The organism is Streptomyces sp. NPDC005302 (assembly GCF_040607345.1).
GTDB lineage: Bacteria > Actinomycetota > Actinomycetes > Streptomycetales > Streptomycetaceae > Streptomyces.
Map to the genome: position 1 here is coordinate 148,998 of NZ_JBEXGN010000004.1, position 21,429 is coordinate 170,426.

Sequence of the window (21,429 nt, forward strand, 5' to 3'; positions counted from 1 at the left end):
CGGCAACAAGAATGCGGGTGTGGCGTCACGCGGAACTGTTCGCGCGTGGTGTCCGTGTTTCGGGGTGGGCCGGTCCGCACAGGGCGTCGGCCCGTGAAAGGGCCGAGGAGGGCCGGGTGACGACCTATGACGATCGAGCGAGCCTCACTGATCTGACCGCCACTGCGGAGCGTGTCCGCAGTTCGGTGGAAGGAGTGATCGAAGGCAAGCCTGAGGTCGTACGGCTTTCGCTGACCGTGCTGCTCGCCGAGGGACATCTTCTGATCGAGGATGTCCCCGGCGTCGGCAAGACCATGCTGGCCAAGGCGCTGGCGCGGTCCATCGACTGCTCGGTGCGGCGCATTCAGTTCACACCCGACCTGCTTCCCTCGGACATCACCGGTGTGTCCATCTGGGACCAGCAGCGGCGTGACTTCGAGTTCAAACCGGGTGCGATCTTCGCGCAGATCGTGATCGGCGACGAGATCAACCGCGCCTCGCCGAAGACCCAGTCCGCGCTCCTGGAGTCGATGGAGGAGCGGCAGGTCACCATCGACGGGCAGACCTACGAACTGCCCAGCCCGTTCATGGTGGTCGCCACCCAGAACCCGGTCGAGATGGAGGGCACCTACCCGCTCCCGGAGGCCCAGCGCGACCGCTTCATGGCCCGCGTCTCCATCGGCTACCCGAGCGCCGAGGCCGAACTGCAGATGCTGGACGTGCACGGCGGGGTGAACCCGCTGGACGACCTCCAGCCGGTCGCCCACGCGCACGACATCGTGAAGCTGATCGACGCGGTCCGCACGGTCCACGTCGCCGACCCCGTCCGCCGGTACGCGGTGGACCTGGTCTCCGCCACCCGCACCCATCCGGACCTCAGACTCGGCGCCTCGCCGCGTGCGACGCTGCACCTGCTGCGCGCGGCGAAGGCCTCCGCCGCGCTCAGCGGCCGTGAGTTCGCCCTGCCGGACGACGTTCAGGCCCTCGCCGTCGCGGTCCTGGCGCACCGCCTGCTGCCCACGGCCCAGGCACAGCTGAACCGCCGCACGGCCGAGCAGGTCGTCCAGGAGATCCTCCAGCACACCGCGGTGCCCGCCGCGCCCCAGCACCAGTCCGGTCTCACGATGGGCCGGGGCGCGCCCGCGTTCGGCCAGCAGCCGCCCCGGAGGCTGTGATGAGCCACGGGGGCACGGAGCACACCGCCGAGGAGGACAAGGGCGGTCTGCGCACCGCGCTCGCCGGACTCACCACACGCGGGCGGTCCTTCCTGGCCGCCGGAGTGGCCGCCGCGATCTGTGCCTACGTCCTCGGACAGAGCGACCTGCTCCGGGTCGGCCTGCTCCTCGCGGTGCTGCCGCTGGTCTGCGCGACCGTGCTGTACCGCACCCGCTACCGGGTCGCGGGCAGCCGCAGGCTCTCCCCCGGGCGCGTACCCGCCGGCTCGGAGGCCCGCGTCCATCTGCGCATGGAGAACGTCTCGCGGCTCTCCACGGGCCTGCTGATGCTCCAGGACCGCGTGCCCTACGTGCTCGGCCCCCGCCCCCGGTTCGTACTGGACCGGGTGGAGGCGGGCGGCCGTCGCGAGGTGTCCTACCGGGTGCGCTCGGACCTGCGCGGCCGGTACCCGCTGGGTCCCCTGCAGTTGCGGCTGACCGACCCGTTCGGAATGTGCGAGCTGACCCGTTCCTTCTCGACGTACGACACCCTGACGGTCATCCCGCGCGTGGAGGCGCTGCCGCCGGTGCGGCTGACCGGCGAGGCCAAGGGGTACGGCGACGGACGTCAGAGGTCGCTGGCCCTCGCCGGCGAGGACGACATCATCCCGCGCGGCTATCGCTACGGCGACGACCTGCGCCGCGTGCACTGGCGGCTCACCGCGCGCTACGGCGAGCTGATGGTCCGCCGCGAGGAGCAGCCCCAACGCTCCCGCTGCACCGTGCTGCTCGACACCCGGGGCATCGCCTTCCGGGGCGCGGGTCCCGACTCGGCCTTCGAATGGGCCGTCTCGGGCGCGGCGTCGACGCTGGTGCACATGCTCGAACGGGGCTTCTCCGTGCGGCTGTTGACGGACACCGGCAGCTCGGTCCCCGGCGAGGGGGCCGAGGGGTTCACGGGCGCCAGCCAGGAGTCCGCGGACGCCGCCGGGATGATGATGGACACGCTCGCCGTGATCGACCACTCGGACGGTGCGGGCCTGTCCCCCGCGTACGACGTGCTGCGCGGCGGGAACGAGGGACTGCTGATCGCCTTCCTCGGGGATCTCGACGAGGAACAGGCCTCGGTGCTGGGCAAGATGCGCCAACGCAGCGGCGGGGCCGTCGCGTTCCTGCTGGACAGCGAGTCCTGGGTGCGGGAACCGTCCGACGTGTCCGGCCCGTTGGACAGGAGCGAGGACAGGCTGCGCATGCTGCGCGAGGCGGGCTGGACCGCCGTCACGGTGCCGCGGGGGGCGACCCTCGCCGAGCTGTGGCGCGAGGCGGACCGCCTGCGCACGCACATGGCGTCGACGGGGACTACCACGGGGGGTGGTGGCATATGAGCGGGCGGGCCCGACTGGCACTGTGCGCGAGCGCGGCCACACTCATGACGTCCTGCGCGCTGCTGCCGCTGGTGGATCCCGCGACCTGGCTCTTCCAGGCCGCGTTCCTGCTGGCCGTGCAGAGCGGTGTGGGCGCGCTGACCCGGCGGGTCCCGCTGGCCCGGCCGCTGACCGTGGCCGCGCAGGCGCTGGTGACGCTGATGCTGCTGACCCTGGTCTTCGCCCGTCAGCAGGCCGTCGCCCTGGTCGTGCCCGGCCCGGAGGCCCTCCAGCACTTGGGGGCCCTGCTCCAGGCGGGCACCGACGACGTCGGCAGGTACTCGATCCCGGCCCCGCTGTCCGACGGCATCCGGCTGATGCTGGTCGGCGGTGTCCTGGTGATCGGGCTCGCGGTGGACGCGCTCGCCGTGACCTATCGCAGCGCCGCGCCCGCCGGACTGCCGCTCCTCGCCCTGTACTCGGTCGCCGCCGGCCTCGCCGGTGGCGGCGCCGCCTGGCTGTGGTTCCTGCTCGCCGCGGCCGGCTACCTGATGCTTCTGCTGGCCGAGGGCCGCGACCGGCTCTCCCAGTGGGGCCGCGTCTTCGGCGGGGCCGCCCGCGCGCCCGGCCCGGACCTCGCCACCGGCGCCGTCGCCCCCGTCAGGACCGGACGGCGGATCGGCGCGGTCGCGCTGGGTATCGCCCTCGTCGTGCCGCTCGCCCTGCCCTCCCTGGAGGGCGGTCTGCTGGACGGCACGGGACAGGGCATCGGCAACGGCACCGGAGGCGGCGGCACCATCTCCGCCGTGAACCCGCTGGTCTCGCTCCGCGACAGTCTGAACGTGGACGAGGACCGCACGGTCATGACCTACCGCACCAACACGAACGAGACCCAGGACCTGTATCTGCGGATCGTCTCGCTGGACGACTTCGACGGCACGGCCTGGAAACCGGCCCAGCGGCACATCCAGGAGGTGCCGAAGACGTTCCCGGCACCGGTCGGTCTCGGCGGGGACGTCCGGCGCTCCTCGATCCAGACCCGCATCTCGGCGGCCGAGTGGTACGGGCAGGACTGGCTGCCGATGCCGTACCCGGCCAGCAAGGTCGACATCAACGGCTCCTGGCGGTACGAGCCGGTGGGGCGCACCCTCGTCGGTGACCACGGCCAGAACACCCGCGGTGTGCAGTACCAGGTGACCAGCCTGATGGTGCAGCCGACGGCGCGGCAGCTGGCGGACGCTCCGGACCCGCCGACCTCCCTGCAGCGCGAGTTCACGAAGGTGCCGGAGTCGTTGCCCGCGGTCGTCGCCAACACGGCCCGCAAGGTCACCCGGGGCTCGGCCAACCACTACGAGGAAGCGGTCAAGCTCCAGGACTACTTCGCCGTCAGCGGCAACTTCCGGTACGACACCCAGGTGCAGGCCGGCAGCGGCTCCGCGGCGATCGCGCGGTTCCTGAAGGAGAAGGAGGGCTTCTGCGTCCACTTCTCCTTCGCGATGGCGGCGATGGCGCGGACGCTGGGGATCCCGGCCCGCGTCGCGGTCGGCTTCACCCCGGGCACCCCGCAGGCCGACGGATCGATGTCGGTGGGACTGCGGGACGCGCACGCCTGGCCCGAGCTGTACTTCGAGGGCGTGGGCTGGACCCGCTTCGAGCCGACCCCCAGCCGGGGGACGGTACCGGCGTACACGCAGTCGGACACCCCGGGCAACGACCTGCCGGTGGTACCGAAGCCGTCCGACTCGGCGTCCTCGGCGCCCTCCACGGCCCCGTCGGCCGGCGAGAGCTGCTCGACGCAGCTGCGCAAGCTGCAGGCCTGCCCCAGCGAGTCCTCCGCCGCGGCGGTCGGCCCGTCCGACGACGACTGGCCCTGGTTCAAGATCCTCGGACTCGCCCTGGCCGGTCTTCTGGTCCTGGGTGTGCCGCTGCTGCCGATGCTCTGGCGGGTGAGGGTCCGTGCCGTCCGGCTGGGCGGCCACGGCCGCACCGAGACGGATGTCGCGGCGTACACGCTGGCTGCCTGGCTGGAGGTGACGGACGCGGCGTGGGACTACGGGATCACGCCGGAGGAGTCGCAGACCCCGAGAAGGTCCGCCGAGCGGATCGTCCGGCTGGGCGAGTTCGGACCGGAGGCCTCGGCCTCGGTGTACCGGCTGGCCGCGGCGGTGGAGCAGGTGCTCTACGCTCCGCGTCCCCGCCCGGTGGCGGGTCTCGCGGACGACGCGCGCCGGATCGAGGGGGCCTTGAGAGCCTCCGCGAGCCGTCCCGCCCGACTGCGCGCTCTTCTCGCCCCGCGTTCGGCCATCCGGGTGGCATGGTCCACGGCATCAGCCTGGACCAGCTTCAGAACGCGCCTGTCGGCCCGCCTGGACGCTCTCCTGCGCCGCCCATCCGGCCAGAACCCCTGACCCCGGCACCGGCCGGGCGGGTGGATGCCTGTCCGGCCTCCCCGCCTCGGCCCGGGCCGAGGCGGGGCTGGGCGGGGGTGGGGCGGTCGCTCACGGGCGCCCCTGGGTCGGCCGGCGCCGGCTCTGATGCCTCGACGTCCGGCTGCTGCGGAACCGTGCCGGAACGGCAGAACGGCACCCGGCTCCGGTGCTCTCCCCACCGCTCCTCCGCGGCTTCGGCTTCGGCCGTGGCCAGGGGAACGATCTGAGCGCATGCCTGAGGGGGCGTCCACCCCGTCGGGTGGACGCCCCCTCAGGCACAAGGTCTTCGGCTACGACACCGGAGGTCTACTGACCGCCCTGTTCGTCGCGACGACGCTGCCAGCGCTGTTCGATCCGGTCCATCACCGACCGGCGTTGCCGGCCCTGACGGCGAGCGGCGGGAGAACCCGCAGCGGTCGGCTGTTCACCAGGCTTGGGAGCTTTGCGCCAGCCGGTGACGGCGAGCACCGCGCAGCCCAGCATGACGAGGAAGCCCACCACGCTCAGCCAGATCTGAACTGCGACCATTCCAGCCATGAGGAGCGCGATACCCACCAGGAAGCCCGCGACCGCCTGGTAGACCCGTCGCCGGGTGTACGTACGCAGCCCGCTTCCCTCAAGCGCTGTCGCGAACTTGGGATCTTCGGCGTACAGCGCTCGCTCCATCTGCTCGAGCATTCGCTGCTCGTGCTCCGAGAGCGGCACGGAGTCCTCCTCATCGTGCAGTCGCCGGGGCGACCGGGGGTCCCCTTCAGGATAGGCAGGGAATCGCCCCCGTGAAACCCGCCCCTCTACGCCAATCCGCCGACCGGAACCCGCCATGGCACCCCGATCCACTGAGGCGTGCATTCCCCAGCGAACGGTCCGTCATGCCGGACGGTCTCCCTCGATCATACGGCGCCGAGCACACGATCGGGTGGTCTGTGGCGTACTCCATCTGACGCCGAGCCCCTGATCAGCGGCGCACCGCGGGAGCCACTCAGCCCTCGGCGGCTCCGCGGGCCTCACCGAGCACATGGAGCTGTGTGGCCACGGAGTGGAAGGCGGCGAGTTCGGCCGCCGCGGCCTCCAGCTTCAGGAGCGCCTCCAGCGCGCCCGGCTCGGTGTCCACCAGGACTCCCGGCACCAGGTCCGCGAAGACCCGGACCCCGTGCACGGCGGCCACGTGCAGGCCCGCGCCGGTGACCAGACCGGTGAGCTGGTCGGCGGTGAAACGGTGCGGAACAGGATCACCCTCACCCCAGCGTCCGTCCGGGTCATCGAGGGCGTGTCGCGCCTCCTTGAAATGGCCGGCGAGGGCCCGGGAGAGCACGGCGCCGCCCAGCCCGGCGGCGAGGAGGCTGAGGACACCCTCGGGCCGCAGGGCGTCCACCACGTTGCGGACACCTTCGGCCGGACTGTCCACGTACTCCAGGACGCCGTGGCACAGCACCGCGTCGTAGCCACCGCGCTCGACCACGTCGAAGAGTCCGTGCGCGTCGCCCTGGACGCCCTGCACGCGCTCGTCCACGCCGGCCTCGGCGGCGCGGCGCTCCAGCGCGAAGAGCGCGTTCGGGCTCGGGTCGACGACGGTGACCCGGTGGCCGAGGCGGGCGACGGGTACGGCGAAGTTGCCGCTGCCGCCTCCGGTGTCCAGGACGTCGAGCGACTCCCGCCCGGCGGCCTTGACCCGGCGGTCGAGAGCGTCCTTGAGGACCTCCCAGACCACGGCGGTACGGAGAGAAGCGCGGGGGCGCATCGGGTCCGACACGGCAGTTGACTCCTCGGCGCGGCACCGCCTCGTGAACGGCGGAGCGATCTTCGGGCCTCCCGGCGGGAGGCAGCAGGCGCCTCCACCCTATTGCCTCGGCCGCCGTGGCCGATCCCCCGTCTCACGCGCGCCGGACGGCGTGACGACGGGGTGCCGGTCCCGTGCCCGGCGGACGCGCACCGGAGGCGGATCGGGTGGGGATCGGACGCAAACGGCAGGCGGATCGGACGCGGATCAGGTGCCGACCTGATCCCCGCGGCCCCTCCGGTTCCCCCACTCCCTCCCCTCCCCCGGCTCTCCCTCCTGGTCCTGCCGGGGCTGGGGCAGCACGGGTTGCAGGACGAGCAGGCGCTCGACGAGGCGCAGGAACATGGCGACGTCGCGTATCAGATCGTCGGCGTCGCGGGTCGTGGCCGCTCCCTGTATGCCCGCCTCGGCGCGGGCGCGGCGGGTCGCCCCCGAGGCGAACAGCGCGCTCCACTCGGTCAGTTCGGGTGCGATCTCCGGCAGGACCTCCCAGGCGCTGCGGATGCGGGCCCTGCGGCGGGACGTGGGCTCCGGGCGGCCGCGGGCGGCAAGTACGGCGGCGGCTGTTCGAAGTGCCGCCAAGTGGGCAGTCGCATAGCGCTCGTTCGACGTCTCCAGCGCTGTCGCCTCGTCGAGGCCGGCGCGGGCCTGGGCGAGCAGGTCGAGAGCGGCGGGTGGCGCGGTGGCCCGGCGGAGCACGGGGTGCACGTCGCCGGCGGGGCCGGTCAGTGAGGGGGCAGGGCCGGTGGCGCGGCGCCGACGGGCGGCGGCTGCGGACGAGCTGGCCATGACGAACCTCCTGTCGTCGTGTGACGGCACTGTGGCCGTATGTGTCCCATCGTGCGGTATGGCACTGACAATCCGTTCTGACCTGGGACTTTGCTTCGATCGAAGGTTCGGAGTAGTTTTTGCACTGACCAGTCAGTTCAAAAGTAGTTCGATGTTCCAGGGGATGGGGAAGCTGTGGACGGTCCGCAGGGACTGGGCGTCACGGCCGAGGAGTTCGGGCTGAGGGGACCCCGCGGCTGGGCGTTCCGCGGGGTCCGGTTCGACGCGGAGCCGGGATCGCTCGTCGCGATCGAGGGACCGTCCGGGTCGGGCCGTACCTGTCTGTTGCTCGCGCTCACGGGACGGATGAAGGCCACCGAGGGGACGGCGGCCGTCGGCTCGTCGCGGCTGCCGAAGCAGTTGGGCGCGGTGCGCCGGACGAGTGCGGTCGCGCACGTGCCCGGGGTCACGGACCTCGACCCGGCACTGACCGTCGGGGAACACCTGCGCGAACGGGCACTGCTGCAGCGGCGGTTCGGCGGTTCGCTGCGCTCTCTGCTGAGGCCGCGCGGCGAGCGGGCGCGTGAGGCCGAGCTGCGGGCCGAGGCCGCCCTGGCCGCCGCGGGGCTCGACCCGGAGGCGCTCCCCAAGGGAGCCAGGACCGCCGTACGGGATCTGGAGCGCCTCGAAGTGCTGCGGCTGGAGATCGCCCTGGCCCTGATCGGCCGCCCTCCGCTCCTCGGCGTCGACGACATCGACCTGAAGCTCTCGGACGCCGAACGGGCCGACGCGTGGGCCCTGTTGTCCTCGCTCGCCGCGTCCGGCACCACGGTGCTCGCCGTGTGCAGCGAGGCCCCCGAGGGCGTCCTCGCCGTGTCCACCACCACGGCGTCGACGGACGCCGACGCCCTCACCGCAACCGCAACCACCAGCGACAGCGACAGCGACAGCGACAGCGACAGCGACAGCGACAGCGAAGACAACGCCGACGACAACGACAAGGAGTCGGCCGATGCGCTCGCCGAAACTGGCCGCTCTTGAGCTCCGCCGCTTCGGCCGGGGCAAGCTCCCCCGGGCCGCGCTGGCCGCTCTTCTGCTGCTGCCCCTGCTGTACGGCGCCCTCTACCTGTGGTCGTTCTGGGACCCGTACGGCCGGCTCGACCGCATACCCGTGGCGCTGGTGAACGACGACAAGGGAGCGACCGCCGCCGGGAGGAAGATCGAGGTCGGCGACGACATCACCGAGGGGCTGCACGACAGCGACACCTTCGAGTGGCACCAGGTGAGTTCCGCCGAGGCGCAGCGGGGCATCGAGGACGGCACGTACTACCTGTCGCTCACCATGCCGGACGACTTCAGCGAGCGGATCGCGTCCAGCTCCGGGGGCTCGCCCGAGACCAGCGCCCTCCAGGTGCGGACCAACGACGCGAACAACTACATCGTCGGACAGATCTCCCGGACGGTGTTCAGCGAGGTCCGCACGGCGGCGTCCACGAAGACCTCGCGCTCGTTCCTGGACAGGATCTTCATCTCGTTCTCGGACATCCACGGGAAGACCGTGCAGGCGGCCGAGGGGGCCGACCAGCTCAACGGCGGCCTCGGCAAGGCGAAGAAGGGCTCCAAGGACCTGGCCGACGGCCTGAAGGAGGCCAAGAAGGGCAGCGGGAAGCTGTCCGGCGGCCTGAAGAAGCTCACCACGGGCGCGGGGGACCTGGAGGACGGTTCGCGTCAGGTCGCGGACGGCACCCAGCAGTTGGCGGACAAGGTCAACGGGGTCGCCGACACGGTGGGCCCGTTCCTGAAGGACAACGAGAAGTCGATCGGGGACACCGCTCAGCTCGTCGCCGACTCGACCGCGGGGATCCGCCACAACCTGGACACCCTGGTGACGACGGCCCCGCTCGCGGCCAAGGGCGCACACGCGGCGTCCGACACGCTGAACGACGTCTACCGCGCGCGATGCACGACCCTGCCGATCCCCGACCCGGCGTGTCCCGAGCTGAAGAAGGCCAAGGAGGCGGCCTCCGACGTCGTGAGGGTCGCCGACGACCTCGACACACTGATCGACGACCAGGACGGCGACCTCGCCGCGATGGACAAGAACCTGAAGACACTGGGGAAGCAGGCTCAGGCCCTCGCCGACCGCTCACCGCACCTCTCCGAGGACCTCGACGACGCCGTCTCCAAGATCAACAAGCTGAACGACGGTGCCTCGAAGGTCGCCAAGGGGGCGAAGCGGCTGCACTCCGGGCTCGGCACCGCCAGGACCGGCGCCGTCGACCTCGACAACGGGCTGGGCCGTCTGAAGACGGGCGCGACCACGCTCGACGGCGGCCTGTACAAACTTGTCGGCGGCTCCGACAAACTGGCCGGCGGTCTGCACGACGGCGCCGAGAAGATCCCCGACTACGACAAGCACGACCGCGACCGGCGCACACAGGTGATGGCCGACCCGGTCCAACTGGCCTCCAGGGACCTGCACAAGGCGCCCAACTACGGCACCGGGTTCGCCCCGTACTTCATCCCGTTGTCCCTGTGGGTGGGCGCGATGGTGGCGTACATGCTGATCCAGCCGCTGAACCGGCGCGCGCTCGCCGCGGGGGCGTCGGCCTGGCGCATCGCGCTGGCGGGCTGGCTCCCGGTGGCCGCCGTCGGCGTCCTGCAGACCGCCGCCCTGATGGCGGTGCTGCACTGGGCGATCGGCCTCCAGATGGTGCGGGCGGCCGGAACGGTCGGGTTCCTGTTCCTCGTCACCGCGTGCTTCGCGGCGATCGTGCAATGGCTGAACGCGCGTTTCGGAGCGGCCGGGCGGATTCTCGTCCTCGCGCTCCTGATGCTCCAGCTGACGTCCGCGGGCGGCACGTACCCCGTCCAGACCAGTCCGGGATTCTTCAGCGCGATCCACCCCTTCCTGCCGATGAGTTACGTGGTGGAGGCGCTGCGCCGGCTCATCACCGGGGGCGGCCTGGGACCGGTCTGGCTGGCCTGCGCCGTCCTGACCGCCTTCACCGCGGCCGCTCTCGCCCTGACCGCCCTGTCGGCACACCGCAAACAGGTGTGGACCCTCGACCGGCTGCACCCGGAGCTGAGCCTGTGACTCGGCGCGCGGGCGCTCCTGTGAGAATCGGGACCATGGAAAGCAGCAGCACCACGGCGGGCGGCGGCGGCCGGCGCGAGGCCACCCGGCAGAAGCTCTACGAGGCGGCGGTCACGCTCATCGCCGAACAGGGCTTCTCCGCCACCACGGTGGACGAGATCGCGGAGCGCGCCGGGGTCGCGAAAGGCACGGTCTACTACAACTTCGCGAGCAAGTCGGTCCTCTTCGAGGAGCTGCTGCGGCACGGGGTGGGACTCCTCACCGCCTCGCTGCGGGAGGCGGCGGAGGCGACCGCGCGGGACGGCGGCAGCAAGGTCGACGCGCTGGACGCGATGATCCGCGCCGGTCTCGTCTTCATCGACCGCTACCCGGCCTTCACCCAGCTGTACGTGGCCGAACTGTGGCGCACCAACCGGGCCTGGCAGTCCACGCTCATGGTGGTGCGGCAGCAGGCGGTCGCCGTCGTCGAGGGTGTGCTGCGCGACGCGGTCGCCGAGGGCGAGCTGAGCGACGAGATCGACATCCCGCTGACCGCGGCGGCCCTGGTCGGGATGGTCCTCGTGGCGGCCCTGGACTGGCAGGCGTTCCAGCCGGAGCGCTCCCTGGACGACGTCCACGCGGCCCTCTCCCGGCTCCTCCAGGGACGGGTCAGCGGCCGGCGCTGAGCACACGAAGGCGCCGGTCCGCAGGTGCCGCGTCCCCCGCGGGCCCTGCAAACCGGCGCTCCGTCGTGCTCCCCCGTGCGTTCCCCGACGAGACCCCGTTCGGTCGTCCTCCGGGCTCCCCCGTGCCCCACTCCCGCCGAACCTTCCGGCGGAAGGGAGCGGCCAAGGGCGCGTGTTCCGTTCCGCCGCCCCGTGCCGGCGGTACCGGAGCAGCGCCCCCTCCGTGCCTCCACTCTCTCGTTCCCGCAGGTCGGACCTTATCCGTGCGCCTACTCATCTCGGCGTCTGAGTACGGATACTCAGCCCTGCGCACGGATGCCCAGGACGTGCGCCCGCCGAGTGGCTACGATCGCGTCCGTGTCCGTACTCCCCCTGGTGTTCACCAGCGGCTGGGCCAGCGGCATCAACGCTTACGCGGTGGTGCTGCTCCTCGGCATCTTCGGCGCGACCGGGCTGACCGACGAGGTCCCGGAGACGCTCCAGCGCCCCGAGATCCTGATCACCGTCGGCGTGCTGTTCCTCTTCGAGGCGGTCGCGGACAAGATCCCGTACGTCGACTCGGTCTGGGACTCGGTGCACACCGTGGTCCGGCCCGCCGCGGGCGCCTGGGTCGGGGCGCTGCTCGCCGGTCAGAGCGGCTCCGTCTCCGACCTGTGGGCGGGTGTGCTCGGCGGGTCCACGGCGCTGGCGAGCCATACGGTCAAGGCCGGGACCCGGATGGCGATCAACACCTCGCCCGAGCCGTTCAGCAACTTCGTGATGAGCACCGCCGAGGATCTCGGGGTCGCGGGCATCCTGACGTTCGCCATGTTCCATCCGGAGGCGGCGGCCGTCATCGCCGCCGTTCTGCTGTTCAGCGGCCTCGTGGTGGTCTACTTCCTCGTCTCGCGCATCCGGCGGTTCATGCGGCGCAGGGCACAGCACCGGGAGGAGAGACGGCTCGCGGAACGGGTCGGGCAGCCACCCGACAGGACCGGGCCCGTACGCCGGGACTGACCTCGGCGACCGTCCGGTCCCGATCGGCCCCGCGCGGGCCGGCCCGCTCGTCCGACCTCCTGGACCGGGCTGTCGGTGGCGGCCGATAAAGTCGCCGGCATGGGACGGATCGCGGTGATCGGCGCCGGGATGGGCGCGATGGCGGCCGCCGCCCGGCTGGCCGTCGCGGGCCACCGGGTGGTGGTGTACGAGCGTGCGCAGACCTACGGCGGTTCGGTGGGCCGCGTCGAGCGCGACGGCTTCGCCTTCGACACGGGCCCCGGCCTGTTGACGCTGCCCGCGGTGTACCGCGACCTGTTCGTCAAGACGGGCAGGCAGCCGCTGGAGGAGTGCGTCGGCCTGGTGCAGGTCGACCCGTCGGCGCGGCACGTCTTCGCGGACGGCACCCAGGTGTCCCTGCCGAACGCCTCGCGCGCGGGAGTCCTCCTGGCACTGGACGAAGCGCTCGGCGCGGGGGCCGGCGCGCGCTGGGGCGACTTCCTGGTGCGGGCCCGGGAGGCGTGGGACCGCGCGCGCAGACCGCTCCTGGAGGAGCCCCTGTGGCCCAACTGGCCGGTGCTGGCCGAGCGCGACCCGTACCCCTCGGTGCCGCACAAGAAGCTGCTGCGCACCCGTCGGGCCGGCACGCTCGCCGAGGTCGCCGCCTGGGAGCTGCGCGACGCCCGTCTGGCGGCGCTCCTGGAGAGCCACGCCCTGGCGTACGGGCTCGACCCGCGTGTCACGCCCGCGAGCGCCGCGGTGCTGCCGTACATGGAGCACGCCTTCGGCACCTGGTACGTGCGCGGCGGTGTCCGGGAGCTGGCACGCGCGGTGTACGAGCGGTGCGTGGCCCGCAAGGTCGAGTTCCGGTTCGGGACGGCGGTCGGGCGGATCGTGGAGAAGGACGGCCGGGCCGCCGGTGTGGAGCTGTCCCCGGGCGGCGCCGGTGTTCCGGGCCCGGGCGGAGGCACCTTCGAGGAGGCGGACTTCGTGGTCGCCGGTGTGGCCCCCGCGGTCCTCGATGGGCTGCTGCGGGGGACGGTGATCCGCGACGGCGACGACGTGCCGGCGCGGTCCGGAGGTGCGAGCCGGCTGACGGTCCTGCTCGCGCTGCGCGGCGAGCGCGCCGCGGGGACGGCGCACCGGACGGTGGTCCACACGACCGACCGGGACGCTGAGCTGGACGGGATCTTCGGTGAGCGCCCGGGCCCGCCCGCGGCACCGACCGTCGTGGTCTCGCGGCCCGACGACCCGGCGCTGGTGCCCGACAGCGGCCACGAGGCGGTCACGCTGACCGTCACGGTGCCCGCGGGTGCCCCGGTCTCCGAGGCGGACGTGGAGCGGGTCCTCGACGCCGCCGAGCGGGCTCTGCCGGGTCTGCGGGACCGGCTGCTGTGGCACGAGGTCCGGACACCCGCCGACGTGGCGGAGGCGACCGGTGCCGCGGGGGGCGCGGTTCCCGCCCCGGCACTCGCCGCGGCGGACGGCCGGCTGCTGCACCCGTCGAACAGCACACGGCTGCCGGGGCTGTTCACGGCCGGCGGCTGGGCGCATCCCGGCGGCGGTCTGCCGCACGCTGGCATGTCGGGCGCCCTGGTGGCGGGACTGATCGTGGAAGGACCCGGCTTCCAGGGCTCGCAGTGACCGGAGCCGCGGGGCTGCGTCCCGGCGCCGGCGCGGACCTTCGCGCGCCGCGCGCGGGTCAGTACCGGTACTGCTCGTCGTACCCGGTGTTGCCGTTTCCGTTGCCGTTGCCGTTGCCCTGGTAGGGGTACTGCTGCTGCTCGGGCGGGAGTTCGCCGCCGTAGGACTCGTCGGTGTTGCGCTGCTGCGGCACCCACACGCCACCGGCCGGGGTCTCGCCGCCGTACGTGCCGTTGCCGTACTGGTCCTGGCCGTAGCCCTGCTGCGTGTACTGCTGCTGGTCGCCGTACCCCGTGGTGTCGTACGAGGCGCCGGAGTAGGTCTGCGTGCCGATGTACGGGTCGGAGTACGCGGCGTACTGCTGCTGGCCGTTGTCGTAGCCGTACTGCTGCTGGTCGTAGCCGGTGTAGCCGTCGTACGCGTAGGCCTGCTGGTCCTGGGACTGGGCCGTCGCCGCGTACTGCTGCTGGTCCTGCGACGCGCCGGTGTAGGACTGGTCGGTGGCCGCCGCGTAGGCGTTGGCGTCGTACACGCCGTAGGAGCCGGTGTCCTCGGGGAGGGGCTGCGGCTCGTAGACGGCGGTGGACTCGGCGGCCGTGGGCTCGCCGTCACCCGGGGGCATGAACCGGTCGGACGGGGCGGGCGCGAAGACGTCGTCCTCGCCGGGGTACGGGTCGTCGTGGCCGTAGGACGCCCCGCCGGTCGATTCGAGGTCGGAGACCTCGGGCGACGGGTCGGCAGGCTCCGGCTCGCCGCGGCGGCGCTTGCTGGGCTTGGCCGGCTTCTCGGCCGCGGAACGGCCGTTGATGGCCCAGCCCTGCGCGAAGCCCTTGCGGAAGGAGAGCGTCACATACGTCTGGCCGACGGTGAACGCGACCGCGCCCAGGCCGATGACCACGACGGAGTGCATCAGGACGCCGAGGACGACACCGAGGAATCCGGCGAAGGCGAGCAGCCGGAACCGCAGACGCGCCTTGTACTGCAACAGCACCTCGCCGAGCAGCCACAGCGCGACGATGCCGAATGCAAGATAGAGGACCGTCAAGCCCATGTACGCCCCTCTCCCAGTGGCCGCACGCAGTCTGTCGTACGCGGGTGCGACCGGTCTAGGCCTGCTGTGGGTGGTGCAGGCCCAGATTCTCGTAGATTTCCAGCGTCGCCGTGGAGTTGTTCAGCGTGATGAAGTGAAGTCCGGGGACTCCCTCGGCCAACAGCCTCGCACAGAACTCCGTCGCGAACTCGATGCCAATGGAGCGTACAGCCGCCGGATCGTCCTTGACTGTGAGGATCCGCTCTTTCAGGACGTCCGGGAAGGAGGCGTTCGAAAGCTGCGGAAGCCGCTCCAGCATCCGAACGCTCGTCACCGGCATGATCTCGGGGATGACCGGGGTCTCGCAGCCGGCCTCCGCCACCCGGTCGCGCAGCCTCAGGTAGGACTCCGGCTGGAAGAACATCTGGGTGATCGCGTAGTCGGCGCCGGCGCGGCACTTGTCGACGAAGTGGGAGACGTCCAGGTCCCATTCCGTGGACCGCGGATGCATCTCGGGGAAGGCCGCCACACCGACGCAGAAGTCGCCCGACTCCTTGATGAGGCTCACGAGTTCGGCAGCGTAGGTCAGACCCTTGGGGTGCGGCACCCAGTCGCCCATGGGATCGCCCGGCGGGTCGCCGCGCACGGCCAGCATGTTGCGGATCCCGGCGTCCGCGTACTGCCCGATGATGTTGCGCAGTTCCGCGACCGAGTGGTTGACGGCGGTCAGGTGGGCGACCGGGGTGAGCGTCGTGTCGAGCACGATCTGCTCGGTCTCCTTGACCGTGCCGGCCCGGGTGGAGCCGCCGGCTCCGTAGGTCACCGAGACGAAGTCGGGCGCCACGGCCTCGACCCTTCGCAGGGCGTTCCACAGGTTCCGCTCGCCCTTCGGGGTCTTGGGCGCGGAGAACTCGAACGAGCACGTCTGTTTGCCCGTCGCGAGCATGTCGCGCACGGTGCGTGCGCGATCAGTCCTGGTGGAAGCAGATCCGAGGGCCATACTCGCAGGTTAGCCAGAGGGTGCCTCTCCCCCAACCGAACCGATGAGATTTGTCCCATCTGCCGGTTTCTTGTCCACCCCTCGGACAAAGGCCCGCTCTCGGCCTGCGGGCCCGTCCGTTCTCGGCCACGGAGCCCTCGGAGCCCTCCCACCCGGCCGTACACAGGGCGGTCGGCGGAGGCGCGGGCTCCCCGCCGCCCGGCGGCCCTACGCCTCGCGCAGCCGCTTCGCGAACTCGGCGGCCGCCGCGCCCGGGTCGTCCGCCTCGGTGATCGCCCGGACGACGACGACGCGTCGAGCACCCGCTTCGAGCACCTCGTCGAGGCGGCCGAGGTCGATGCCGCCGATCGCGAACCAGGGGCGGTCGGTGCCGAGGGCGGCGGTGTGCCGGACCAGGCCGAGACCGGGTGCGTGCCGGCCGGGCTTGGTGGGGGTGGGCCAGCAGGGGCCGGTGCAGAAGTAGTCGACGCCGTCCTGGGCGGCGGCGGCCTCGGCCTCCGGGCCCGCGTGCGTCGAGCGGCCGATCAGCACCTCGTCGCCGAGGATGGCGCGGGCCGCGGGAACCGGCAGGTCGCCCTGGCCCAGGTGCAGCACGTCGGCGCCGACGGCGTGGGCCACGTCGGCCCGGTCGTTGACCGCGAGGAGCTTGCCGTGGCGGGCGCACGCGTCAGCGAAGACCCGGAGGTGCTCCAGCTCCTCCGCCGCCTCCATGCCCTTGTCGCGCAGCTGCACGATGTCGACCCCGCTCGCGAGGACCTCGTCCAGGAACCCGGCGAGGTCTCCCTGCCGCCTGCGGGCGTCGGTGCAGAGGTAGACGCGGGCGTCGGCGAGCCGGGCGCGGGCGGAAATTACGGCAGGTGCGGGCATGCGTGGGTCCCCCCGGTCGGTGCGCGGGGAGCCTCGGAGGCCGGGTTCGTCCCGGCCGCCGCGCTCCCCGCGCCGGACTGTCTCGTGTCAGGTCAGACGGCGAGCGCCTGGGCGCGGCGCTTCACCTCCGTGCCGCGATTCTCGCTCAGGGCCTGCGCGGGGGTGCCGGGCAGGCTCGGGTCGGGGGTGAAGAGCCATTCGAGGGCCTCTTCGTCGGAGAAGCCGTCGTCCCTCAGGAGCGTCAGGGTGCCGGCCAGGCCCTTGACGACCTTCTGTTCGTCCGCGTCGATGAAATAGGCGGGGACGTGCAGCGCGCGGTTCTCACCACGGCGTACGGCGATCAGCTGGCCGTCCTTGACCAGCTGCCGGACGCGGGTCACCTCGACGCCGAATTGTTCGGCGATGTCGGGGAGGGTGAGCCAGGCGGGGACGAGAGCATCGATCTTTGCGTCAATCTCGGTCACGGGACAAGCCTGCCATCCCGGACCGACAGTCGGAAGCCGAGGGCGTCCGACCTGGGGAGACGGAGGGGGCCCGGCCCTAGACCGTGGCCGTCTTCAGCGGCCTCGACGGGTCCGCGAGCAGCAGCGGATCCAGGCGGGCGCCCGCCTCGATGAGCCGGCGGCCCTGCGCGAGATCCCTCGGTCGGCCCACCGCCAGGAGGGCGACCAGGCGTGTCTCGCGGAGCCAGCACACCGACCAGGACGCGCCCGAGGGGTCGCCGCGCCACACCAGGGTGTCGGTGGGCGTGTGGTGGCCGACGTACTGCACGAAGCGGCCGAACTGCTCGGACCAGAAGTAGGGCACCGGGTCGTAGGCCGCGGGCGTCTCGCCGACGATGTTCGCGGCGACCGTACGGGGCCCCTGCAACGCGTTGTCCCAGTGGTGGACGAGAAGGCGATCCTCGTAGCGCCCCGACGGGAAGGAGGCGCAGTCCCCGACGGCGTAGACGTCCGGCAGCGAGGAGCGCAGGTGGTTGTCGGCGAGGATCTCTCGGTCCGCTCCGAGCGCGATGCCGGAGGCGGCGATCCACCCCGTCGCGGGCCGCGCCCCGATGCCGACGACCACGGCGCCCGCGGGCACCCGGGAGCCGTCGTCCAGGACCACGGCGCCGGGTTCGACGCGCTCCACGCGCGTGTGCGTGCGCAGTGTGGCGCCGCTGTCCGCGTACCAGCGGGCCATCGGCGCGGCCACCTCGGCGGGCAGTGCGGCGGCGAGCGGCCGGTCGGCGGCCTCGACGACCGTCACCGCGCAGCCGGCCTCGCGCGCGGCGGTGGCGAACTCGGCGCCGATCCAGCCGGCGCCGACGACCACGATGGCGTGCTGCTGGAGCAGGACGGGCCGCAGCCGGTCGGCGTCGTCCAGCGTGCGCAGCAGGTGCACCCCCGGCACGCCCTCGGCGCCGGGCAGCCGGATCGGTTCGGCCCCGGTGGCGACGACGAGGACGTCGTACGGGACGGGTCCGCCGGCCGTGTCGAGCTCGTGGTCCCCGGCGCGCACGCCGAGCGCCTCCAGGCCGAGCCGCAGGTCGATGTCCAGTGCCTCGAAGTCGACGTCGAAGGCGGAGCCCTCGGCCTTGCCGAGCAGGACGGCCTTGGACAGCGGTGGCCGGTCGTACGGCTGATGGGGCTCGGCGCCGATCAGCGTGACGGTGCCCGTGAAGCCCTGCTCGCGCAGGGCGACCGCCGTCTGCACCCCGGCCATGCCCGCGCCGACCACGACGACCCGCCGTGCCGTGGACCCCTGTGCCTTCGCCTGCGTCTGCTCGCTCACCTGATCACCATAGACACCTGACAATTCGTCAGTCAGCGGACGTGCGCGGTGATCTGCTGCACAGGGGCCGTCTCCCGCACCTGTTCGACCACGCTGGTGCCCGAGCCGGCCTGCGACTCCCAGGCCCAGGTCTCCTCCAGCCGCACCCGGCCGTCGGGCAGTTCGGTCACGAGGGACACGCAGTGCCCGGACGAGGTGGTGCCGTCGGCCTTGAGCTGGACGTAGCGGAAGTCGAGGCGGTCGCCCTCGCGGGTCCCGATGAGGTGTCCGCGGACGACGTCGCCGCCCGCGTAGTCGGCCCAGACCGTGCCGTCCGCCTCGCGGTAGGCGAACCGGGTGCGGGTACCGACCTGGCCCGGCGCCTGGTCGGCGACCGGGGCGAGGACGAGGCCGTCGAGCGAGCGTGCCATGGGCGGAGGCTCCCTTACCGAGTCCGTGGAGGGCGGGCTAGGGTGGCCACCGTAAAGCACTCGCGGGAGCCCGTACGCAACGGGCTGAGAGGGAGGCTGGGGCGGCCTCCGACCGTACGAACCTGATCCGGGTCATGCCGGCGAAGGGAGGGTCTGGACGCCCATGTCGCCTACACGTTCGTCCGACGTCCTCGTCATCGGGGGCGGGATCATCGGTCTCGTCACAGCTTGGCGGGCCGCGCAGCGCGGGTTCGGCACCGCGCTCGTCGACCCCGAGCCGGGTGGCGGGGCCGCGCAGGTCGCGGCCGGGATGCTCGCGGCCGTCACCGAGCTGCACTACGGCGAGGAGACCCTGCTCGGCCTCAATCTCGCCTCCGCGCGCCGCTATCCGGACTTCGCGGCCGAACTCACCGAGGCGACCGGCCAGGACCTGGGCTACCGCCGGTGCGGCACGCTGGCCGTCGCGCTGGACGCCGACGACCGCGCCCACCTGCGGGAACTGCACGCGCTGCAGAGCCGTTCGGGGCTCGACTCGGAGTGGCTGACCGGTCGTGAGTGCCGCCGTCTCGAGCCGATGCTCGCGCCCGGGGTGCGCGGCGGGCTGCGGGTCGACGGCGACCACCAGATCGACCCGCGACGCCTCGCGGCGGCCCTGGTCACGGCGTGCGAGCGGGCCGGGGTGAGCATCCACCGCACCTGGGCGGACCGCCTCACCGTCGTCCGTGACCGGGCCGCCGGTGTGGTCACCTCGGACGGCACCGAACTCGGCGCGGGCCAGGTGGTGCTGGCCGGGGGCAGCCTCAGCGGGCAGCTGGCCGGCGTCCCCGACGACGTCCTGCCACCGGTGCGCCCGGTGAAGGGGCAGGTACTGCGGCTGACCGTGCCCCAGCGGTACGCGCCGTTCCTGAACCGCACCGTGCGGGCCGTGGTGCGCGGCAGCCACCTGTACCTGGTGCCGCGCGAGAACGGCGAACTCGTGGTGGGCGCGACCAGCGAGGAGCTCGGCTGGGACACCACGGTGACGGCCGGCGGTGTGTACGAGCTGCTGCGCGACGCCCACGAGCTGGTGCCCGGGATCACCGAGCTGCCCCTCACCGAGACCCGCGCGGGACTGCGCCCCGGCTCGCCCGACAACGCCCCGCTGCTCGGCCCGACCGCGCTGGACGGGCTGCTGCTGGCCACCGGGCACTTCCGCAACGGCGTGCTCCTCACGCCGGTCACCGGCGACGCCATGGCGCACGTCCTGACAACCGGCGAACTCCCCGACGACGTCCGCCCCTTCAGCCCGCGGCGCTTCGGCGCCACCGCCCTCACGGAGCAGCCCGCATGAACATCGTCGTCAACGGAGAGCGGCAGCGGATCGCCGCCGGGACCGCGCTCGACACCCTCGTCGCCACCCTCACCCCGGCACCCTCGGGAGTGGCCGCCGCCCTGAACGAGACCGTCGTCCCGCGCGGGCAGTGGTCGTCCACCTCGCTGGCCGAGGGCGACCGCGTCGAGGTCCTCACCGCCGTACAGGGAGGCTGACCCATGGCCGACGACCCCTTCGTCCTCGGGGGGACGACCTACGCCTCCCGGCTGATCATGGGGACGGGCGGGGCGCCCAGCCTCGACGTCCTGGAGCGCTCCCTCGTGGCGTCCGGCACGGAGCTGACGACGGTCGCGATGCGGCGCGTGGACGCCTCCGTGCACGGCTCGGTCCTGTCGGTGCTCGACCGCCTCGGCATCCGGGTCCTGCCGAACACCGCCGGCTGCTACACCGCGGGCGAGGCCGTTCTGACGGCCCGTCTCGCGCGCGAGGCGCTCGGCACCGACCTGGTCAAGCTGGAGGTCATCGCCGACGAGCGCACCCTGCTGCCCGATCCGGTGGAGCTGCTGGACGCGGCGGAGACGCTGGTCGACGACGGCTTCACGGTGCTGCCCTACACGAACGACGACCCGGTCCTCGCCCGCAAGCTGGAGGACGTCGGCTGCGCCGCGGTCATGCCGCTCGGCTCGCCCATCGGGTCCGGGCTCGGCATCCGCAACCCGCACAACTTCCAGCTGATCGTGGAGCACGCGGGCGTGCCGGTGATCCTGGACGCCGGGGCCGGTACGGCGTCGGACGCCGCGCTCGCGATGGAGCTGGGCTGCGCGGGGGTGATGCTCGCCTCGGCGGTGACCCGTGCGCAGGAGCCCGTGCTGATGGCGGAGGCCATGCGGCACGCGGTGGAGGGCGGCCGGCTGGCACGGCGGGCGGGCCGCATCCCGCGCCGGCACTTCGCCTCGGCGTCCTCCCCCGCCGACGGCATGGCGGCCCTGGACCCGGAGCGCCCGGCCTTCTGACCCCCCGGGAGCCGCCCGCCCGTCCCGCTCGGGGCGGGTGCCACCCGGGGTGAACCGTGTGATGTGTGCCTCGCCACGCGGGGCCGCGGCCGTGGAGGACCGCGGGTTCCCGGATGGCCGACGGTGCCGCGGTGGGGTGGTGACCGGCGCGCCACGGCCCGGCGGGAGCGGG

Annotated in this window: 20 protein-coding genes and 1 riboswitch; of the genes, 11 read left to right on the forward strand and 9 right to left on the reverse strand. The window is 72.7% G+C overall.

Annotation, left to right across the window (positions count from 1 at the left end; translation table 11 throughout):
- Positions 1 to 116 precede the first annotated feature (116 nt).
- From ABZT74_RS07380 to ABZT74_RS07390, 3 genes are read left to right on the forward strand one after another with little or no spacing between them, the layout of a single operon-like run.
- A complete protein-coding gene (locus tag ABZT74_RS07380) occupies positions 117 to 1,154 on the forward strand; it encodes a MoxR family ATPase (RefSeq protein WP_355870184.1) in 1,038 nt (345 codons plus the stop codon).
- Positions 1,154 to 2,518: a DUF58 domain-containing protein gene (locus ABZT74_RS07385; protein ID WP_355870187.1), complete on the forward strand. Its 1,365-nt coding sequence runs from the start codon at positions 1,154 to 1,156 to the stop codon at positions 2,516 to 2,518. Before ABZT74_RS07380 ends, ABZT74_RS07385 begins: the two co-directional genes overlap by 1 nt.
- The gene (locus ABZT74_RS07390; RefSeq protein WP_356433699.1) at positions 2,515 to 4,905 is read left to right on the forward strand and encodes a DUF3488 and transglutaminase-like domain-containing protein; all 2,391 of its coding nucleotides are present in this window, start codon (positions 2,515 to 2,517) and stop codon (positions 4,903 to 4,905) included. The genes ABZT74_RS07385 and ABZT74_RS07390 overlap by 4 nt, the downstream gene beginning before the upstream one ends.
- Positions 4,906 to 5,232: 327 nt before the next feature.
- Here the strand turns inward: ABZT74_RS07390 and ABZT74_RS07395 are convergent, their stop codons facing one another.
- The 3 genes from ABZT74_RS07395 to ABZT74_RS07405 form a co-directional block, all read right to left on the reverse strand.
- A complete protein-coding gene (locus ABZT74_RS07395) occupies positions 5,233 to 5,631 on the reverse strand; it encodes a DUF3040 domain-containing protein (protein WP_355870708.1) in 399 nt (132 codons plus the stop codon).
- 274 nt (positions 5,632 to 5,905) lie between these two features.
- Positions 5,906 to 6,676 carry a methyltransferase gene (locus ABZT74_RS07400; protein ID WP_356433700.1) on the reverse strand — a complete coding sequence of 257 codons (771 nt, stop codon included), beginning with the start codon at positions 6,674 to 6,676 and terminating at the stop codon, positions 5,906 to 5,908.
- Between the two features lie 234 nt (positions 6,677 to 6,910).
- Entirely contained in the window at positions 6,911 to 7,492 is a 582-nt protein-coding gene (locus tag ABZT74_RS07405; protein WP_356165623.1) for an SAV_6107 family HEPN domain-containing protein, read from the reverse strand.
- Positions 7,493 to 7,666: 174 nt separating this feature from the next.
- Between ABZT74_RS07405 and ABZT74_RS07410 the strand changes: the two genes are divergently transcribed.
- The 5 genes from ABZT74_RS07410 (at position 7,667) to ABZT74_RS07430 (ending at position 13,852) form a co-directional block, all read left to right on the forward strand.
- The gene (locus tag ABZT74_RS07410) at positions 7,667 to 8,512 is read left to right on the forward strand and encodes an ATP-binding cassette domain-containing protein (RefSeq protein WP_356433701.1); all 846 of its coding nucleotides are present in this window, start codon (positions 7,667 to 7,669) and stop codon (positions 8,510 to 8,512) included.
- Positions 8,484 to 10,568, forward strand: a complete 2,085-nt coding sequence (locus tag ABZT74_RS07415; RefSeq protein WP_356433702.1) for a YhgE/Pip domain-containing protein — start codon at positions 8,484 to 8,486, stop codon at positions 10,566 to 10,568. The genes ABZT74_RS07410 and ABZT74_RS07415 overlap by 29 nt, the downstream gene beginning before the upstream one ends.
- Before the next feature lie 35 nt (positions 10,569 to 10,603).
- Positions 10,604 to 11,233: a TetR/AcrR family transcriptional regulator gene (locus tag ABZT74_RS07420; protein WP_356165632.1), complete on the forward strand. Its 630-nt coding sequence runs from the start codon at positions 10,604 to 10,606 to the stop codon at positions 11,231 to 11,233.
- A gap of 357 nt (positions 11,234 to 11,590) precedes the next feature.
- On the forward strand, positions 11,591 to 12,229 hold the full coding sequence (locus tag ABZT74_RS07425; protein ID WP_356433703.1) for a DUF4126 domain-containing protein: 639 nt from the start codon (positions 11,591 to 11,593) through the stop codon (positions 12,227 to 12,229).
- Positions 12,230 to 12,328: 99 nt separating this feature from the next.
- On the forward strand, positions 12,329 to 13,852 hold the full coding sequence (locus ABZT74_RS07430; protein WP_356433704.1) for an NAD(P)/FAD-dependent oxidoreductase: 1,524 nt from the start codon (positions 12,329 to 12,331) through the stop codon (positions 13,850 to 13,852).
- 58 nt (positions 13,853 to 13,910) lie between these two features.
- Here the strand turns inward: ABZT74_RS07430 and ABZT74_RS07435 are convergent, their stop codons facing one another.
- The 6 genes from ABZT74_RS07435 to ABZT74_RS07460 all read right to left on the reverse strand — a co-directional run bounded on the left by ABZT74_RS07435 (position 13,911) and on the right by ABZT74_RS07460 (position 18,932).
- Complete coding sequence (locus ABZT74_RS07435) at positions 13,911 to 14,903, reverse strand: hypothetical protein (RefSeq protein WP_356433705.1); 993 nt, start codon at positions 14,901 to 14,903, stop codon at positions 13,911 to 13,913.
- Positions 14,904 to 14,958: 55 nt separating this feature from the next.
- A complete protein-coding gene (gene metF / locus ABZT74_RS07440) occupies positions 14,959 to 15,882 on the reverse strand; it encodes a methylenetetrahydrofolate reductase [NAD(P)H] (RefSeq protein WP_355870684.1) in 924 nt (307 codons plus the stop codon).
- 207 nt (positions 15,883 to 16,089) lie between these two features.
- Positions 16,090 to 16,749, reverse strand: a complete 660-nt coding sequence (gene thiE / locus ABZT74_RS07445) for a thiamine phosphate synthase (protein ID WP_356433706.1) — start codon at positions 16,747 to 16,749, stop codon at positions 16,090 to 16,092.
- Between the two features lie 92 nt (positions 16,750 to 16,841).
- A complete protein-coding gene (locus tag ABZT74_RS07450) occupies positions 16,842 to 17,213 on the reverse strand; it encodes an Rv2175c family DNA-binding protein (protein ID WP_355870679.1) in 372 nt (123 codons plus the stop codon).
- A gap of 76 nt (positions 17,214 to 17,289) precedes the next feature.
- A complete protein-coding gene (locus ABZT74_RS07455; RefSeq protein ID WP_356433707.1) occupies positions 17,290 to 18,522 on the reverse strand; it encodes an FAD-dependent oxidoreductase in 1,233 nt (410 codons plus the stop codon).
- 32 nt (positions 18,523 to 18,554) lie between these two features.
- On the reverse strand, positions 18,555 to 18,932 hold the full coding sequence (locus tag ABZT74_RS07460; RefSeq protein ID WP_356433708.1) for a hypothetical protein: 378 nt from the start codon (positions 18,930 to 18,932) through the stop codon (positions 18,555 to 18,557).
- Between the two features lie 52 nt (positions 18,933 to 18,984).
- Positions 18,985 to 19,098: riboswitch (TPP riboswitch) on the forward strand.
- Here ABZT74_RS07460 and thiO point away from each other — a divergent pair.
- The 3 genes from thiO to ABZT74_RS07475 all read left to right on the forward strand — a co-directional run bounded on the left by thiO (position 19,096) and on the right by ABZT74_RS07475 (position 21,257).
- On the forward strand, positions 19,096 to 20,262 hold the full coding sequence (thiO, locus tag ABZT74_RS07465; RefSeq protein ID WP_356165647.1) for a glycine oxidase ThiO: 1,167 nt from the start codon (positions 19,096 to 19,098) through the stop codon (positions 20,260 to 20,262). It overlaps the preceding riboswitch by 3 nt.
- Complete coding sequence (gene thiS / locus ABZT74_RS07470; protein WP_356165649.1) at positions 20,259 to 20,459, forward strand: sulfur carrier protein ThiS; 201 nt, start codon at positions 20,259 to 20,261, stop codon at positions 20,457 to 20,459. The genes thiO and thiS overlap by 4 nt, the downstream gene beginning before the upstream one ends.
- A 3-nt stretch (positions 20,460 to 20,462) precedes the next feature.
- Positions 20,463 to 21,257 carry a thiazole synthase gene (locus tag ABZT74_RS07475; protein ID WP_355870667.1) on the forward strand — a complete coding sequence of 265 codons (795 nt, stop codon included), beginning with the start codon at positions 20,463 to 20,465 and terminating at the stop codon, positions 21,255 to 21,257.
- Positions 21,258 to 21,429 lie beyond the last annotated feature (172 nt).